The following is a 14,889-nucleotide window of genomic DNA, read 5'->3' on the forward strand; positions in this document are numbered from 1 at the left end:
GCCACCCGTGGGACGCCGGCGACGCCGACCGGCCGGCTCAGGCGGGCACCCAGGAGACGACCTCCGCCGACGGCGGTCCGGTACCGGGGGGACAGCCGACCGTCGCGTTGCGGCGGGCGTTCGCCGGGACGTTCTCGAAGGTGACCCGCCGGCGCGGCTCGGGACAGGCGACGCTGACGGTCGCGGAGACGAGCCCGGCGTCGCCCTCGTTGCGGAGCACCACGCCGTAGTACGTCGCGTTCGCGCTCGTCCCGCGCTCGCCGACCACGCTCGCGGTCGGTTCTGCCGCCGAGGCGCCGGCGACCGCCGACCAGACGGCGAAGCCGAACAGCCCGACGGTCAGCGCGACCGCGAGGACCATCACGACCCGCTCCACCGTCGAGACGGCGGCCTCCTCGGGGGTGTCGTCGGCGTCCGCGTCGGGCCGTGGCTCGCTGTCGTCGGCGTCGGCGGCGTCGCCGTACCCCTCGTAGTCGTCGTAGCGGTCCGCGGGGTCGTCCCCGCCGTCGTGGTTCCGGTCACCGCCCCGCTCGCGCTCCCGGTTTCCGCTGTCCGCACGGTCCCCGGCGCCCCGGTCACCATCGCGGTCGGGCCCGGCCATCAGAGCACCACCTCGCCGGCGCTGGCGCCGGTCGCGGCGGGGAACCCGAGGACGATAGTGAGCTGGACGCACTCGGCGGCCCCGCGGCCGCTGAACTGGCCGAACCCCGCCAGCAGGACGACCGAGACGGCCAGCGCGACGGCGTAGGCGGTCGCCGCGGTCCCGACCTGGAGGTGGTGGGTGCGGCCCTCGATGCGGTCGCGGTGGCCCCGGAACTCCAGCTCGTGGAGGACGAGGTGGACGACGCCGACCGAGAGGACGACGACGAGCGCCAGCCGCGGCCAGTCGGCGTTGCGCGCGATGACGACCACTTCCTCGGTGGGCGCCACCGGGACCGAGAGGAAGACGGCGCCGAGCGTGAACACGGTCAGGTTGTGCGGGAACGCCTCCTCCTCGATGGGGGCGTCGGTCTGCCCGAGCAGGCGGTTGGCCAGCGCGGCGCCGAACCCGAAGGGGACCACAAGGACCAGTGCCATCCGGACGACGGTCGAGGGGGAGTCGCCGAGCGTGACGACGCCGAACGCGAGCAGTACCACCAGCGCGGCGACGAGACTCTGGGCCACCAGCTCGGCGAAGTCCGTGACGACCCGGAGCGTGGACTCGCGTTCGTCGCCGTCCAGCCGGCGGAAGCCGACGCTGCGCACGAGGAGGAACACGACGGCCAGGCCGACGGCCGCGAACGCGACGAGGTGGGCGATCGGGAGCCGCCAGCTGAGCCACCACGTCTCCGCGGTCACCAGCATCGAGACGCCGACGACCAGCAGGGCGCCGGCGACGCCGCGGCCCTGCGTGCGCAACTCCGCGAGGACTGCCTTCGACATACTCCCGGGTGGGCGGCCTCGGACAAATGAACCCCCGTCGGTTACCGGCGACCTGCCGGCGTAACGGGGGCTTACCCGGCGGAACGGCCTTCGCTGTCGGTTCGACGCGACGGCGCCGTCGCCGGCGGTGACGACCGCTCTCGGTCGGCGCTAGTCCTCCCAGACGAGTTCCAGCGAGAGCTCGGCCGAACAGCCCGGCCCCTGGACCTCGCCGGCGTTCTCTTCGACCTCGACGTCGTCCTCGTCGAGGTAGTTCGGGCAGTGGCCGTCCTCGATCACCTGCATGACGGTGACGGTCGTCCCGCAGGCCGGGCAGTCGAGGGCGATGCCGTCCTCGTCTTTGAGGATCGCGTCGGGTCCGAGCGTCATCCGGGCGCCGCTCGGCGCGTCGCCGCTGGCGCGTTCGCTGTCGGTGTCAGTCATCGGTGGCTCCGCTTGGGGCGCCCGCCGGAAAAGAGCCCGGACGCCCGGACGTTTACGGGGCCGGCGGTCGAACCCGGTGGTATGGAGATCAGAGACGCACGGGCGAGCGACGCAGCGGGGATCGCCGAGACGGCGCTGGCCTCGCTGCGGGCATCGTACGACCTCCTCGACGAGGAGACCATCGACGAGGTGGTCGCGGAGTGGTACGACGGCGAGCGGGTCGCCGACGGCGTCAACGACGAGGACAGCGCCTGGATGGTCGCCGAGGACGGCGACGAGGTCGTCGGGTTCGTCCAGGGCGTCCTGGTCGACGCCGAACCGCCGGTGGGTGAGATCCACTGGCTCCACGTCGCCCCCGACGCCCGCGAGGAGGGAGTGGCCCAGCAACTCCTCGGCCAGGCCCAGGAGACCTTCGAGAAGCGCGGGGCCGCTCGACTCCGGGGGACGGTCCTCGCCGAGCACGAGGAGGGGTGGTCGTTCTACGAGGCCGACGGCTTCGACCGCGCCGACGAACGGGAGGTGACGGTCGCCGGCGACGAGTACGACGAGTACGTCTACGAGCGGGTGATCGACGAGTCGGTCGAGGATCTGGTCGTCGAGCCCGTCGACACGCCGGTCAGCGAGCTGTTCGTGAACTTCAGCGAGGGCGAGCGGGGCTCGAAGGCGCCGTTCTACGCTGCCTACCGGACCGAAGACCTGCAGGAGAAGTACGGCTGGTACTGCAGCAACTGCGAGTCGGTCAGCACCGCGATGGACTCGATGGGCCGCGTCGAGTGCAACGACTGCGGGAACCGCCGGAAGGCCACCCGCTGGGACGCCTCCTACCTGTAGCCCGGCGGCGTTTCGAGCCGACGGCTGACCCGCTTGGCCGCCGCGACGGCCGGTACGCCGGCGTTACCCGCGAAGGGTTTAGGAGGGCCGAGGGCGTACGCGCGGAGAACGGATCCGCCCGACGGCGGTCGACTCCCGGGGTCCGCTCGCCGGCGCGGCGGGGCGGGTCGACCGGGGCGACTCGCGGGCGTCCGCACACTCATGACGCGCTCGAGAAACAGACAAGCGTCACTGTCGGAATCGCCGCTGGTGCCGGCCGAGCGGGCCGACGGCGCGCAACTGGACGAGGCCTCCCGCCGGGCGTGGTCGGAGGCGATGACCGTCCGGCCGTTCGGCGACGCCTACCTGGTCGACTGCGACGGCGGGACCCGCTACGTCTCGCTGGCACCGAGCAACTGCTCCTGCGGCGGCTCGACGGCGGAGGACCGCTGTGAGCACGTCCGCCGGGTCGCCATCGAGATCAACCTCGGGCGGGTGCCGCCGCCGTCGGAGCGGACGGTCCCCTGCGCGGGATGCGACCGTCAGGTCGCCGTCTCCGCGGCGGACTCGCCGCCGCCGCTGTGCGCGGAGTGTCGCCTCGAACCCGGCGACCTGGTCGTCGACCGGGCGGGCGACGGGGAGACGCCGATGCTGGTCGTCTCCGAACCGGGCCGGCCGGCCGACGTGGTCGCGCTCCCGGACGAGGACCGGTCCGTGGCCGACTACCCCGGCAACGAGGGGTACCCGGCCGACGAGCCGGTCGTCGAGGTGGTCTACCCCCGGGCGGTCACGACGGACCGCCCGCCGCGGCGCTACCACTTCCCGCTCGCCCGGCTGGAGCGGCCCGGTTCCGACGACCGTCCGCCCGAGCGGTGAACGCCGGGCGCTTGCGAGCGCAGGGCCGACCTATATTTGCGTCGCCACAGAGTAGCCTGCCCTTTTCGGGGCTGTAACCCGGCACTTGCAACGGTGGGCTGTGTATACTATTGGGGGCGGCCGGGCAACGTCGAGACAGCCGAATGAGCACTATCGTGAAAGCCACGCTGCCGACCGAGGAGTTCGCGCTCGCGGAGACGTTCGACGCGGTTCCCGAGGCGGAGTTCGACGCGGTGCGGCTGGTCACGCACGGCACCGACCGCGTCGTCCCGCTGCTGTGGGCGACCGACGCCGACTCGACCGCGGTCACGGAGGCGCTCGAGGCCGACGGCTCGACGGACGAGGTGACGCTCGTCTCCCGGCGCAACCACGACTCGCTGTTCCGGATGCGCTGGACCGCCGACGTCCGGTTCGTCACGCACGTCCTCGTCGAGGAGGACGGCGCCGTCGTCAGCGCGCGCGGCACGAGCGACGGCTGGACCTTCCGGGTGCTCTTCCCGGAGCACGACGCCGTCTCCTCGACGTACGCCGCCTGCGAGGACCAGGACATCGACATCGACGTGACCCAGATCTACCACCTCGACGACGCGCCGTCGCTCGGCGGCTTCCACCTCACCGACGAGCAGTTCAAGACCGTCCGGACGGCCCTCGAACGGGGCTACTACAAGGTCCCCCGCGAGACGACGCTGGAGGAGCTGGCCGACGAACTGGACGTGTCCCACCAGGCGCTCTCCGAGCGGCTTCGACGCGGGCACCTCGCCCTCATCGAGAACGTCGTCGGCCCGTAGCCGACGGCTCGCAGCCGGCACCGGCGGGCACGAGGCGGTCCTACTCGTCGGCGGCGGGGGAGGCTGTCGACTCGTCGGCCCGCGCGGCGTCGGCTCCGGTCGAACCCGGCGCGTGCTCGGTCCGTCCGTCCTCCGTCCGGTCGCGCTCGCCGCCCTCGCCCTCGAACTCCGACCACGTCGACTGTTCGGTCTCGGAGCGGCGTTTCCGGACGAGGTAGGCGGCGCCGAGCGCGGCGCCGACGCTCATGATGACCAGGCCGATCCTCGATCCGCCGCCGGAGTCGTCGTCCTGGTCGGCGGGTTCCGAGCGGTCGGTGGAGCGGTCCGCGTCGCGCTCGTCGGTCCGGACGGCGGCCGCCTCTTCATCGAGCGCCTCCCTGACGGCGTCTTTGACGGGCTCCCGGACGAGTTCGGCGACGACGTAGCGGGCGCCGTCGGTCATCGCTTCGCGCTTCGAGCTCGCGGATGACTGCTGTGTTGCCATGCGTTCCCGTCGAGTACCGCCGCGCCCGATACCGTTCGGCTTGCGGATACAGGGGGCGGAACCGGCCCCGGTATCGCCGCGCCGTCGTTGCGGGCGCTCGCGGACGCCCACCGTCGCCGAGTACCCGGAGAGCCGGGAGCCGACCACGCCCCAGTCCGCAGTCGGTAGCGTGAGGATACCACCGATAGATATCCGTTACTCCCGACCCGGCAGGCCGCGTGAACACGGTCGAGAGCCCAGTCCGCCCCCGTCCCGTCCCCGATTTGGCACCGTGTACCGAGCGTCACCGGAGGAGAAAGGCTTTTAGTAATCGATGGGTAATGAGAGGCTGTCACAACCAATGTATCGCAACCAATCGTACGTCGAACCGGCCGCCCAGCAGGGGGGCCGGGCCGGGGGCGCGGGGACGTACTACGTCAAACACGACTTCGGGGGGTCGGCGGAGCTGACGACGACGCTTGCACACGCAATCTCGGACGCGACCGGCGTCGACGTGACGGACACGGGATTCACGCTGAACGACCACGTCGACCCGGAGGCGCTCGACCGGCTGTTCAAGCCGAAAGACGACGGGACCGCCCGCGTCGACGGCCACCTCTCCTTTGCGATCTGGGGCTACCAGGTGACCGTCTACAGCGACGGGCAGATCGCCATCGTCCCGCCGAACCAGCCGCCACAGGCCCCCCAGCAGGGACCCGGTCGCGGGCGGTAACGACTCCCTCGTCCCGCGGTCTTCTCAGGTGTCGATTACCCCGTGGCCGCAGTCGACCGCACCGGCGAGACGGTCCGCCGGCGCGGTCGGCCGTTTCGTCGGTCGCGTCGCTTGGAACGGTCCCGTTTCCGCCGCGTAGCCCCGCCGAAACGCGACGGCGTCGCTGAACGGTGGGCGCGGTTTATGGGCGGCCCGCGGGTCGCCCCGAGTGCAACGGCGGCGCTCGCGGGGACGCGCTGTGGTTCCGAACCTCCGAGCGAGCCGTCGGTACTGCGCGTTCGCCGAGATCTACCCATGAGTCAGACAGACCAATTCGTCAGTAAAGCGATCGAACTCCAGCGGAACACACTCGAGAACAGCCAGCGGGCCGTGGAGCAGGCGGTCGGGCTACCGCTCCAGCAGTCGGTGGCCCTCCAGCGCAACGCCGCCCAGCTCGTGCTCGACGGGCTGGAGATGGGCAACTGGATGGGCGCCCGGAGCGTCGAGTTCACGCGGGACGCGCTCGACTCCTACCTCGACACCGTCGAGAGCGCCGCCCGCGACACCTCGGCGCTGACCGAACGGGGGATTCAGAGCGCGGAGGCGGCCGGACAGAGCGGCCTCGACTCCACCCGGCAGTTCGCGTCCGGGATGGCCGGTGACGGACAGGCGACGCCGAACACCGGGTCCCAGACGGGGGTGCCACCCGGCTACCGGACACCGGCGGAATCGGTCGCGGCGTCGAATCCGCAGTCGGTCCCGGCGCCGGCTCCGCAAGGAGCACCGACGGGAACGCCCGCGGACGCTCCCGACCCGGCCGGCCACGCCCAGCCGCCCGCCGGCGCCGCACAGCCGACCACGCAGTCTTCACAGCAACCGGCCCAGCCCGCACAGCCGGCGGCCCAGTCGCGGCAGTCCGGACAGTCACCGACACAGCGGGTTCCGCCCCAGCAGCAGCCGACACAGGGGGCGCCCATCCAGTGGGCGCCGACACGGCAGGCGTCGACCCAGCAGGCGCCAACTCAGCAGGCACCGACACAGGGAGCGCAGCCACAGTACTCGTCCGAGCGGATGCCGACGCAGGGAGCGGCGCCGCAGCAGATGTCACCGCAGCAAGCGCCGACCCGGCAGGGCCCGACCCAGGGAGCGTCCGCGGGACACCCCCCGCAGGGAGCGATCCAGGGCGGACAGCCGGCTCCCGAGCCGCGGCCGCCGGTAGCGACGGGGCAGCCGCTGGCGGCCGGTCAGGCGCCGTCCGCCGAGGGAACGGCCGCGGCCGAGCGGCAGGTCGCCGAGCCGCCGACGGGAGGGGCGACATCGGATAGTCAGGCGCCCCCGCGACAGGCCGCCGTGGTCGGCGAGAGCGAGCGCGAGGCGGAGCCACCGACGGACGGCGCCTGACCGCCGTTCGGCGGTATTACGGCCGCTCGACCGTCGTCGGGACGGCCCGGCCGCTCCGACTCGGGGCCGAGGGGAGTAACCCCACGATACCCCCCGGCGACGGGCGTGCTAGCACGTCGATACTTATGCGCCGCGCCGGCCAAGCGCCGGTGGTGTTTCACGATGCAAGTTGTCTGTAAGGACGGCACGGCGATCCAGTGTACCGACTTCGAGGCGATCGACTCCGGCGTCCTGCTGTATCAGGAACCGGAGCGCCGCGAGACACGCGGCGACGAGGAGGAGGAAGCCGAGGAGGAGGAGCGCCGGGCGGCCGGCTTCGTCCCGATCACCGAGCTCCGGTTCGTCGTCCCGGACGAGATGCTCCAGGCGGGCGGCCGCCAGCGGGCGCCGGCGCCCGAGTCCGGTCGGGGCGGCGCGCCGCCGGGCGCGCCGACCGGACAGGGCGGGATGGCCCAGCAACAGCAGGTCCAGGGGTTCCCCGGCGGCCAGGGGGGGCCCGGCGGCCCCTACGAGACGGGCGGCCAGTAGGCCGGCCCGCCGGCGGCCCGCGACGGTTCCGTACCCCGTTTTCGCTCCCGTTCCCGTTCCAGTTTTCCGGTTCGGCGCGACCGCGGAGCGACGGTGTGACCGCGGAGTGACGGCGCGACCGCGGAGCGACGGCGTCGCCGCGGTTGCTCCGACCGTCGGTGCGCCGCGAGTCCGTCGAGCGGCCGCTGTCGGGCACAGTCCCCGCCGAGAAGGGGCCGCAGGGCCGGCGGCTCGTCGCTCAGTCCTCGGTCCAGTACATCAGCGCCTCCTTCTCGGTGCCACAGCCCGGACAGCGGTCGGGCAGGCCCCCGTCGATCTCGCCCATCTCGCCGCAGACGGTACAGCGCCACATCAGTTCCGCCTCGCCGAACGAGTGGCCCGAGCGAGCGTGCTCGACGCTGAGCCCCTCGACGCCCTCGCGGGTGGTGACGAAGACGCCGCCCTCCTCCATCCCGCGGACGCTCCCGACGGGCTGGCCCCCCTTGTTGTAGAGGGTCTGTCCGAACGACAGCGAGGTTGCTTCCTCGGTCGCCTCGGCGTCCGATTCTTCCGTCGGTGTCTCTCCTCGTCCGCTCATAGGTTCCGTTGGATCTCCGCGTGGATAACTCTGTCTGCGGGCCACTCACGTCGCCCGCGCCGGCCCCGGCGCCCGCCGTCACTACACCTCGACGAAGCGGGCGTTCCCGTCCTGGTCGAGCGTGATCCGGTAGCCCTCGAAGGTGAACTCGACCTGGACCTGCGCGTCCTTCGAGGGCGGCGTCGAGAACAGGTGGTCGATCATGTGGTCGACCGTCTCGTACATCGTCGCTATGTCGGTCGTCTCCTCCCCCCGGAGGTCCGCGACCGCCTCGGCCACCGCGGTCACCGGGTCGTCCTGGTCGGTGTCGAACTCGCGGTGGACTATCTGCTCGCCGTCTGGAGCCTCTGCCATGCCCGGAGGCTGTCGCGCCTCCGTCAAGTTCCTTGTGCCCGTTCGGCCGCGGAAACCGGCGTAATTCGGGGATTACCGGAACGACGGGAGAATCTCGGACTCGTAGAACTCGAAGAACGCCGACTGGCCGGGGCCGACTTGGTGGACGTACACGTGGTCGAAGCCGGCGTCGACGAACTGCTCGATCGCCTCGACGTGGTCGTCCGCGTCGGGCCCGCAGACGACTTCCTCGGCGATCAGGTCCTCGTCGACGCGCTCGGTGGCTCCCTCGATGTCCTTCGGGGTCCGTAGCTCCCAGTTGATCGACCCGGGCGAGGCGCCGTTGGGCCAGTACTCGGCGGCCGTCTCGCGGGCCGACCCCGCGTCGTCGTCGTAGCAGACGGTCACCTGGCCGTAGCGCGGCCCCTCACCGTGTTCTCGGAATCGCTCGACGAACTCGCCGACCGGCGCCGTGCTGACGAGCCCGTCGCCGACCTCGCCGGCCATCGCGGCGGACTTCGGGCCTGTCCCGGAGACGAAGATCGGCGGGGTCTCGTCGGGGAGGGTGAACAGCTTCGCGTCCTCGACGGTGACGTGGTCGCCGCGGTAGGTGACGTTCTCGCCGGTCCAGAGCCGGCGAACGGCTTCGACGCTCTCCTCCAGTCGCTCGGCGCGTACGTCGAAGGCCGGCCACCCCTCGCCGGTGACGTGCTCGTTGAGGTTCTCCCCGGTGCCGACGCCGAGGAAGAAGCGGCCGTCGAACATCTCGGCGACGGTCGCGCCGGCCTGGGCGACGACTGCGGGGTGGTAGCGCTGGAACGGGCAGGTGACGCCGGTCCCGACGCGCAGGTCGTCCGTCTCGCGGGCGACGGCGCCGAGGACGCTCCAGGCGAACGGCGCCTCGTCCTGCCGCTCGACCCACGGGTGGTAGTGGTCCGAGATGAGCGCGTGCTCGAAGCCGGTCTCCTCGGCGGCAGTGGCGTGGTCGACGAGGTCGTCCGGCGGGTGTTCCTCGCTGGACAGCGCGTACCCGAGGTCAACCACGGTGGTCCCTCCATTCGTGCTCCCTCCGTGCGGACGGTCCGGTGGCTGGTCGGCGGTACAATCGCGTGCTGTGAGAAGGCGGGTGCATCGGTGTCGGTGGCTGTGCGGTTCGGGAAGCGGTGCGGTTCGAGCGGCGGTGCGGTTCGGGCCGTGGGGCGGTACGAGCGGTGATGCGGACCCGTCGAAGTCGGGTGGTTACTGGGAGTTCGGCGAGGGCTGGCCGGTCGTCGCGCCCGTCGAGATCCCGGACGACTGGTCGTACTGCTCGTGCGTGCCGGGCGCCCCCTGGAGGTGCGCTTCGAGGAACCACAGCGACTTCGACACGTCGCGGGACACCTCGTTGAGCAGGTCCGCGGTGTCGAGGTCGCCCCCCTCGTCGGCCATTCGGATCTGCTCGGCGAGGTTGGCGTCGAGCGTCGCCATCCGGTCGGCCAGCGCGGCGACCAGCGCGATCCCGTCGTAGGTGTCCCGCGGGAACGGCTGGACGGCCGTCGCCTGTGCGACCTCGTGGACCGTCCCCGGCGGCCGGCCGCCCAGCGCGCTGACGCGCTCGGCGACCGCGTCGATGTGGGGATCGAACGTCTCGATCAGCTCCTCGAACAGCTCGTGGAGCTGGTAGAACTCGTGGCCCTTGACGGTCCAGTGGGCCGTCTTGAGTTGCATGTTGATCGCCGTCAGGTCCGCGAGACACTGCGTGAGCGCGCTGATACTCGTCGTCCGGACGCTCTCGGGGAGGTAGTTCCGCGTCGGGAACACCTGCCCCACGGGCCCGGCGGCCGCCGACTGGCCGCCTCCGGCTGTCTGTCCGGAACCGCCGCCGGACTGGCCTGACTGCTGGTGCTGGATGTTCTGACTCATAGGCACTCGCCCGCTACGTAACGACCTGTCATCAACATTGACGGTGGGTGTGCAAGCCCCGAGCGCCGCGGGCGCTTCGGCGTCGCGATGCCGGCGTCCCGGCTCGGTCCGGCTCGGTTCGGTCCCGCTCCGAGTCGCCCGTCGGACCCGTTCTGGGGGGTCGGCCGTGGCCCTAAGTGTCCGACGCCCCACCGTCGAGACATGGCGTCAGACCACTCCGAGGAGTCGGCGGTCCGGCACACGACCGACCCGACGCTCGCCCGCAGCGTCATCGAGGAGCGGAACGGCTACCCCGCCCACGTCCCCGGGAGCGAGGGCGAGGGCGACAGCGGGCTGTTGCGCGTCGGCTTCCGCGACCGCGACGAGGACCTCAAGGAGATTTCCTGGGAGCAGTTCCGCGAGGAGTTCGAGGGCAAGGACCTGGCCGCGATCTACCGCGAGGACGAGGGCGCCGTCGACGAGAACCGCCCGGTCGTGCTCGAAGACGAGGAGACGGCCGAGGAGGACTACGGCGCCGAAGCGGCCTGATACGGATTATTGCAAGCGTTTACCGGGTCGACCGCACGCAGTCGTGCAGTCGATCCCGGGATGTCTTGCAATAATCCGTATGACGCGACCGACCGCGGCCGCTCAGATCTCCGCCTTCAGCCGGACCGTCTCGTCGTCGATCCCGGCGACGAGTTCGCGCTGGAGCGGGAACGCCTCCTTCCCGTGGTCCTCGACGCCGAGCTTCGCCGCCACGGTCTCGGTGACACCGGGGTTGGGGTCGACGAACGCCGTCTCGTTCTCGTAGTCGACCACTCGGCCGACCCGCTCGCCGTCGTGGACGACCGGCTTGCCAACGTCCGCCTCGGTGACATGGTCGCGGCCGGTCACCGTTCCTCCCGGTCGCCCTCGACGCTCTCGGCGTCCCCCGCGTCGTCGGGATCCGCCCGCGGGTCGACGGGGGTCGTCCCCTCGCGCTCGATGCCGCCGTCGCGCTCGTCGTCGTCGATCGGGCCGACGGGTCGCTGTTCGTTGTACTCCTCGGGGCCGGCGGCGTCGCCGGTCAGCTCGTGGTAGATCGCCTCGCGGGCCTCCGCGGCGGACTCGAAGCGCTCGTCGACGAGGCGGTCGAAGACGGAGCCCAGCGACTCCGTCTCGTTGGCGAGGTCGATCTGCTCGTCGCCGTACTCGACGGCCAGCTCCTCCGACGTGGTCGGGTACTTCGCCTCGCCCAGCAGGTCGCCGACGCGACCGAGTTCGTCCTCGACGATCTCGTCGCGCTCGCGGCGGCGGTCGACCGCGCTCTCCTGGACGCGCTCCGGGTCCGGGTCGTACGAGTCGCCGTCGTCCGTCATCGGTCCGGCTAGCCGACCGACGCGGAAAGGTCTGGTCCCGGGCATCGCCGCGGCGTGGCGCGGCGGTCGGCGGCGACGGCGCGCGACTGTCCGCGGGGGAGTCGCCGCGCTCGACGGGGCGGGACGGGGCGGGTCGGCTCCCGCCGGCGAAAGCCCGTTTACCGTCGGCGCCCAACGGGGAACGTGTCCGAGTTCGACTTCGAGGCGATGTTCGCCGCGGAACTCGACGTGATCCCCGACCGGCTCGTCGACGACGAGCGGTTCGTGCCCGCTGCGGGACCGCTCGACGCCGATATCGCCTTCGTCGGGGAGGCGCCCGGCGCCACGGAGGTCGAGGAGGGCGAACCCTTCGTCGGCCGCGCCGGGAGCCGGCTGGACGGCCTGCTGGAGACGGTCGGGATCGACCGCGATGCCGTCTACGTGACCAACCTCGTGAAGGTGCGGCCGCCGGAGAACCGCGACCCGACCGCCGACGAGCGCCGCATCTGGAAGCCGCTGCTGGACGCGGAGCTGGCGGAGGTCGACCCGGCGGTCGTCGTGACGCTCGGGGCGGTCGCGAGCGGCGCCGTCCTCGATACCGACGAGCCGGTCGGAGACCTCCGCGACGAGACCTACGAGGTCGACGGCCGGCTGGTCCTGCCGACGTACCACCCCGCGGCGACGTTCTACGACGACGGGATCGAGCCGATGCTGGAACGGGACCTCAGGGTGGCGAAGGACATCGTCGAGGAGGAGTGAGGGGCGGGCGCCGAACGGCACGACAGGCGCGGTCACGCGGTCGGCTCGGCGGTCACCGCCGGCTCAGTAGCCGGAGTCGCGGCCCACGCTGGTCAGCCAGTCGGCCAGCAGGTACAGGAGGAAGAAGGGCAACAGCGGCAGCATCGCCAGGGCGATCAGCGCCCCGATGACGTAGCCGATGATAGCCATCTCGCTGTTCGGGTGCAGGCCGCGCATCTTGGATACTGTGTCCATTGTAGTGTGGGGAAATATCGGCCGCCGGTCGTCAGGCCTCGAGCCACCAGCCGAGCAGCCGCTCGGCGTCCTCGGCGGAGCGCTCGCCGCGGCGCTTGCTCATCGTCTGTCCCTTCTCGTCGAGCACGGTGCGTTCGAGGTTGTCGCGGGCGCTCCGGATCGCGGGGGCGTCGCCGTACTCCTCGCCGGTGCCGGCGAAGCGGCCGCGGTCGGTGAACAGCCGGATCGTCGCCTGGATGAGCGGCGACCCCCGCTGGCGCTCCTTGTGCCGGTGGAGGATGACGTAGGCCTCGATCACGTCCATCTCCTCGAACTTGTCCGTCACGCCGTCGATCAGGTCCGCGACCTCCTCGTGGGTCATCGTGGTGAGGTGGCGCGTCCCGAACACCTGCAGGCGGGTCCCGCCGTCGTCGGGCGTCCAGGTGAGCGAGCGCAACACGTCGGTCAGCGTGACGATGCCGTCGACGCCTTCGGCGGGGACCTCGACGACCAGCGACGAGTAGTCGTCGTCGAGCATCTCGCCGACGGCCTCGTCGAGGCCGGTCGTCGGGCCGGTCGTTGCGACCGGCGAGTTCATCACGTCGCGGGCGGGCAGGTCGAGCAGTCGGTGCTCGACGCCGGCGCGTTCGCCGAACCCGCCGTGGGAACCCGCCTGGCTGTCCGAGCCCATCTCGTCGCCGAAGCCGTCGGCGTTGCCGCCCTGCTCCTGGTCGGTCTCGCGGACCGCGAAATCGAGCAGGTCGAAGTAGCTCACCATCCCGACCGCGTCGCCGTCGTCGACGACGGGCACCCGGGAGATCCCGTCGACGCGCAGTCGGTGGATCACCTCGCCGACGGTCGTCTCGGGCTCGATCGACCGCAGGTCCCGGGTGTACACGTCGCTCACGGCCAGCGCGTCGAGGAACGGTTCGGTCGCGGCGGCGACGCTCTCGTCGGTCGCGACCCCCTCGAAGTCCTCGCCGTCGTACACCGGGACGAGCGGGAACTCGCTCTCGACCATGCGGCGGGCGACTTCGCGGATGTCGTCGCGCCGGTCGACGCCCGGCACGTCCTCGCGCATGACCGACCGGGCCTTCCGGTCGGGGTCGTGTTGCGAGCTGACCAGCACCTTGCGGGTGACGATCCCCTCGATCCCGTCGTCGCCGCCGACCAGGAGCGCGGGGTCCCGGTGGGTCTGAAAGGCGCCCAGCAGCTTCGACACCGGTGTCTCGGGGTCGAACTCGCGGTACTCGGTCGTGAGGGCCTCCGAGATGTCCATTCGTGGACGGTTCGGGCGCTCGCCGGATAGCCCGCCGGCTTGCAGGCGCCAGCGTCTCGGCGTCGCGCCTCCCCGGACCTCCTCGAGCTGGCCGCTTCCGGCCCGACTGTCGCTTTCGCGCCGGTCGTCGGGGCTCCGCACGGGCCGCGCCGTCGGTAAGCCGGGCCTATCGGCGGGGGTCGGTTCGGCGGGAATCGCGGAACGGTCGGGCGGATCGGGCCGACCGAGGCGAGGTCGCGTAGGCGCCGTGTTCTTTTCTTGGAGCCTGCGAATGCCTACCCGATGAGCACGATCGTCGAGGCGACAGTCCCGGCTGACCAGTTCGCGCTCGCGGAGACGCTCTCGGCGGCCCCGGCGACGGAGATCCGGATGGTCCGGCTCGTCGCCCACGGGTCAGAGCGCGTGATGCCGTTCCTCTGGGCCGGCTGCGACGACACCGACCGGGTTCGCGACGCGCTGGAGGGGGACCCGACGACCGAGGCCGTCTCGGTGCTCGCGGACTTCGACGGCGAGGCGCTGTTCGATGTGGACTGGGCGGCGAAGGTCCGTGTCCTCGTCTCGATCGTCGCCGAGGAGAACGCGACGATCCTCGACGCCTGCGGCCGCGACGACACCTGGCACCTCCAGATCTTCTTCCCCGACCACGAGCTCGTCTCCGCCACGCGCGAGTTCTGCGGGGACTTCGGGGTCGACCTGGCGATCGAGCGGGTCAACCGCCTCTCGGAGGCCTCGGAGTACGGCCACCTCGGGCTGACCGAGCGGCAGTACGAGACGCTGGTCGACGCCTACGAGGCCGGCTACTACGAGGTCCCCCGCACGGTCAACCAGGAGGAGCTGGCCGAGCACTTCGACGTGTCCCACCAGGCGCTGTCCGAGCGGCTGCGGCGCGCCCACGAGACGGTCATCACCAACGCGCTGTACCACAAGATCCACCGCCGCGACCACGACGTGTCGCCGCGGATCCGCCACGAGGCCGACTGACGGCGCCGGGTCGCGGGCCTGCCGTTCCCCGTCGCCGAGCCCGGCAGTGTCCGCTGGTGCCGGCGACGTCCGCCGGAGCGCGGCGGTCGACGCACGGGCCGGG

The 14,889-nt window shown here is 71.7% G+C and carries 21 protein-coding genes; 9 read left to right on the forward strand and 12 right to left on the reverse strand.

The annotated features are described in order from the left end of the window. Positions 1-37: 37 nt before the first annotated feature. The 3 genes from ACMGFI_RS20910 to ACMGFI_RS20920 form a co-directional block, all read right to left on the reverse strand. A complete protein-coding gene (locus ACMGFI_RS20910; RefSeq protein ID WP_436912292.1) occupies positions 38-601 on the reverse strand; it encodes a hypothetical protein in 564 nt (187 codons plus the stop codon). After that, positions 601-1,422, reverse strand: coding sequence for a DUF2391 family protein (locus ACMGFI_RS20915; protein WP_436912293.1), 822 nt, complete (start codon positions 1,420-1,422; stop codon positions 601-603). Before ACMGFI_RS20915 ends, ACMGFI_RS20910 begins: the two co-directional genes overlap by 1 nt. A 150-nt stretch (positions 1,423-1,572) precedes the next feature. Then, on the reverse strand, positions 1,573-1,845 hold the full coding sequence (locus ACMGFI_RS20920; RefSeq protein WP_436912295.1) for a hypothetical protein: 273 nt from the start codon (positions 1,843-1,845) through the stop codon (positions 1,573-1,575). Positions 1,846-1,926: 81 nt separating this feature from the next. On the opposite strand from ACMGFI_RS20920, the gene ACMGFI_RS20925 reads away from it, so the two are divergent. The 3 genes from ACMGFI_RS20925 to ACMGFI_RS20935 all read left to right on the forward strand — a co-directional run bounded on the left by ACMGFI_RS20925 (position 1,927) and on the right by ACMGFI_RS20935 (position 4,319). Continuing rightward, positions 1,927-2,676: a GNAT family N-acetyltransferase gene (locus tag ACMGFI_RS20925; RefSeq protein ID WP_436912296.1), complete on the forward strand. Its 750-nt coding sequence runs from the start codon at positions 1,927-1,929 to the stop codon at positions 2,674-2,676. Between the two features lie 249 nt (positions 2,677-2,925). Continuing rightward, positions 2,926-3,531, forward strand: coding sequence for an SWIM zinc finger family protein (locus ACMGFI_RS20930; protein WP_436912299.1), 606 nt, complete (start codon positions 2,926-2,928; stop codon positions 3,529-3,531). A gap of 143 nt (positions 3,532-3,674) precedes the next feature. Continuing rightward, positions 3,675-4,319, forward strand: a complete 645-nt coding sequence (locus tag ACMGFI_RS20935; protein WP_436912300.1) for a helix-turn-helix domain-containing protein — start codon at positions 3,675-3,677, stop codon at positions 4,317-4,319. A gap of 40 nt (positions 4,320-4,359) precedes the next feature. On the opposite strand, the gene ACMGFI_RS20940 is transcribed toward ACMGFI_RS20935, so the two are convergent. Beyond that, positions 4,360-4,803 (reverse strand): hypothetical protein, encoded by a 444-nt coding sequence (locus tag ACMGFI_RS20940; protein WP_436912302.1) that lies wholly within the window; start codon positions 4,801-4,803, stop codon positions 4,360-4,362. A 340-nt stretch (positions 4,804-5,143) separates the two neighbouring features. Between ACMGFI_RS20940 and ACMGFI_RS20945 the strand changes: the two genes are divergently transcribed. From ACMGFI_RS20945 to ACMGFI_RS20955, 3 genes are all read left to right on the forward strand, one after another. Beyond that, on the forward strand, positions 5,144-5,515 hold the full coding sequence (locus ACMGFI_RS20945) for a HalOD1 output domain-containing protein (protein ID WP_436912303.1): 372 nt from the start codon (positions 5,144-5,146) through the stop codon (positions 5,513-5,515). Positions 5,516-5,809: 294 nt separating this feature from the next. After that, entirely contained in the window at positions 5,810-6,895 is a 1,086-nt protein-coding gene (locus ACMGFI_RS20950; protein ID WP_436912305.1) for a hypothetical protein, read from the forward strand. Positions 6,896-7,057: 162 nt separating this feature from the next. Beyond that, the gene (locus ACMGFI_RS20955; protein WP_436912306.1) at positions 7,058-7,423 is read left to right on the forward strand and encodes a hypothetical protein; all 366 of its coding nucleotides are present in this window, start codon (positions 7,058-7,060) and stop codon (positions 7,421-7,423) included. A gap of 238 nt (positions 7,424-7,661) precedes the next feature. Here ACMGFI_RS20955 and ACMGFI_RS20960 read toward each other — a convergent pair whose 3' ends face one another. The 4 genes from ACMGFI_RS20960 to dps all read right to left on the reverse strand — a co-directional run bounded on the left by ACMGFI_RS20960 (position 7,662) and on the right by dps (position 10,235). Further along, complete coding sequence (locus tag ACMGFI_RS20960) at positions 7,662-8,000, reverse strand: DUF7130 family rubredoxin-like protein (protein WP_436912307.1); 339 nt, start codon at positions 7,998-8,000, stop codon at positions 7,662-7,664. Between the two features lie 81 nt (positions 8,001-8,081). After that, positions 8,082-8,354 carry a HalOD1 output domain-containing protein gene (locus tag ACMGFI_RS20965; RefSeq protein ID WP_436912310.1) on the reverse strand — a complete coding sequence of 91 codons (273 nt, stop codon included), beginning with the start codon at positions 8,352-8,354 and terminating at the stop codon, positions 8,082-8,084. 72 nt (positions 8,355-8,426) lie between these two features. Then, complete coding sequence (locus ACMGFI_RS20970; protein WP_436912312.1) at positions 8,427-9,377, reverse strand: TIGR03557 family F420-dependent LLM class oxidoreductase; 951 nt, start codon at positions 9,375-9,377, stop codon at positions 8,427-8,429. Between the two features lie 195 nt (positions 9,378-9,572). Continuing rightward, a complete protein-coding gene (gene dps, locus ACMGFI_RS20975; protein WP_436912313.1) occupies positions 9,573-10,235 on the reverse strand; it encodes a DNA starvation/stationary phase protection protein Dps in 663 nt (220 codons plus the stop codon). Positions 10,236-10,436: 201 nt separating this feature from the next. Here dps and ACMGFI_RS20980 point away from each other — a divergent pair, with 201 nt between their 5' ends. Further along, positions 10,437-10,763 (forward strand): hypothetical protein, encoded by a 327-nt coding sequence (locus ACMGFI_RS20980; protein WP_436912315.1) that lies wholly within the window; start codon positions 10,437-10,439, stop codon positions 10,761-10,763. A 102-nt stretch (positions 10,764-10,865) separates the two neighbouring features. On the opposite strand, the gene ACMGFI_RS20985 is transcribed toward ACMGFI_RS20980, so the two are convergent. Next, positions 10,866-11,111 carry a DUF8593 domain-containing protein gene (locus ACMGFI_RS20985; protein WP_436912317.1) on the reverse strand — a complete coding sequence of 82 codons (246 nt, stop codon included), beginning with the start codon at positions 11,109-11,111 and terminating at the stop codon, positions 10,866-10,868. Continuing rightward, positions 11,108-11,575, reverse strand: coding sequence for a DUF5789 family protein (locus ACMGFI_RS20990; protein WP_436912319.1), 468 nt, complete (start codon positions 11,573-11,575; stop codon positions 11,108-11,110). Before ACMGFI_RS20990 ends, ACMGFI_RS20985 begins: the two co-directional genes overlap by 4 nt. A gap of 183 nt (positions 11,576-11,758) precedes the next feature. Here ACMGFI_RS20990 and ACMGFI_RS20995 point away from each other — a divergent pair, with 183 nt between their 5' ends. Continuing rightward, positions 11,759-12,313, forward strand: a complete 555-nt coding sequence (locus ACMGFI_RS20995; protein WP_436912321.1) for a uracil-DNA glycosylase — start codon at positions 11,759-11,761, stop codon at positions 12,311-12,313. A gap of 63 nt (positions 12,314-12,376) precedes the next feature. Here the strand turns inward: ACMGFI_RS20995 and ACMGFI_RS21000 are convergent, their stop codons facing one another. Next, a complete protein-coding gene (locus ACMGFI_RS21000) occupies positions 12,377-12,547 on the reverse strand; it encodes a DUF7535 family protein (RefSeq protein WP_436912322.1) in 171 nt (56 codons plus the stop codon). A gap of 31 nt (positions 12,548-12,578) precedes the next feature. Further along, positions 12,579-13,805, reverse strand: coding sequence for a CBS domain-containing protein (locus tag ACMGFI_RS21005; RefSeq protein ID WP_436912324.1), 1,227 nt, complete (start codon positions 13,803-13,805; stop codon positions 12,579-12,581). Positions 13,806-14,087: 282 nt separating this feature from the next. Between ACMGFI_RS21005 and ACMGFI_RS21010 the strand changes: the two genes are divergently transcribed. Further along, positions 14,088-14,786, forward strand: a complete 699-nt coding sequence (locus ACMGFI_RS21010) for a helix-turn-helix domain-containing protein (RefSeq protein ID WP_436912326.1) — start codon at positions 14,088-14,090, stop codon at positions 14,784-14,786. Positions 14,787-14,889 lie beyond the last annotated feature (103 nt).

It is taken from the genome of Halosimplex marinum (assembly GCF_051414075.1).
GTDB lineage: Archaea > Halobacteriota > Halobacteria > Halobacteriales > Haloarculaceae > Halosimplex > Halosimplex marinum.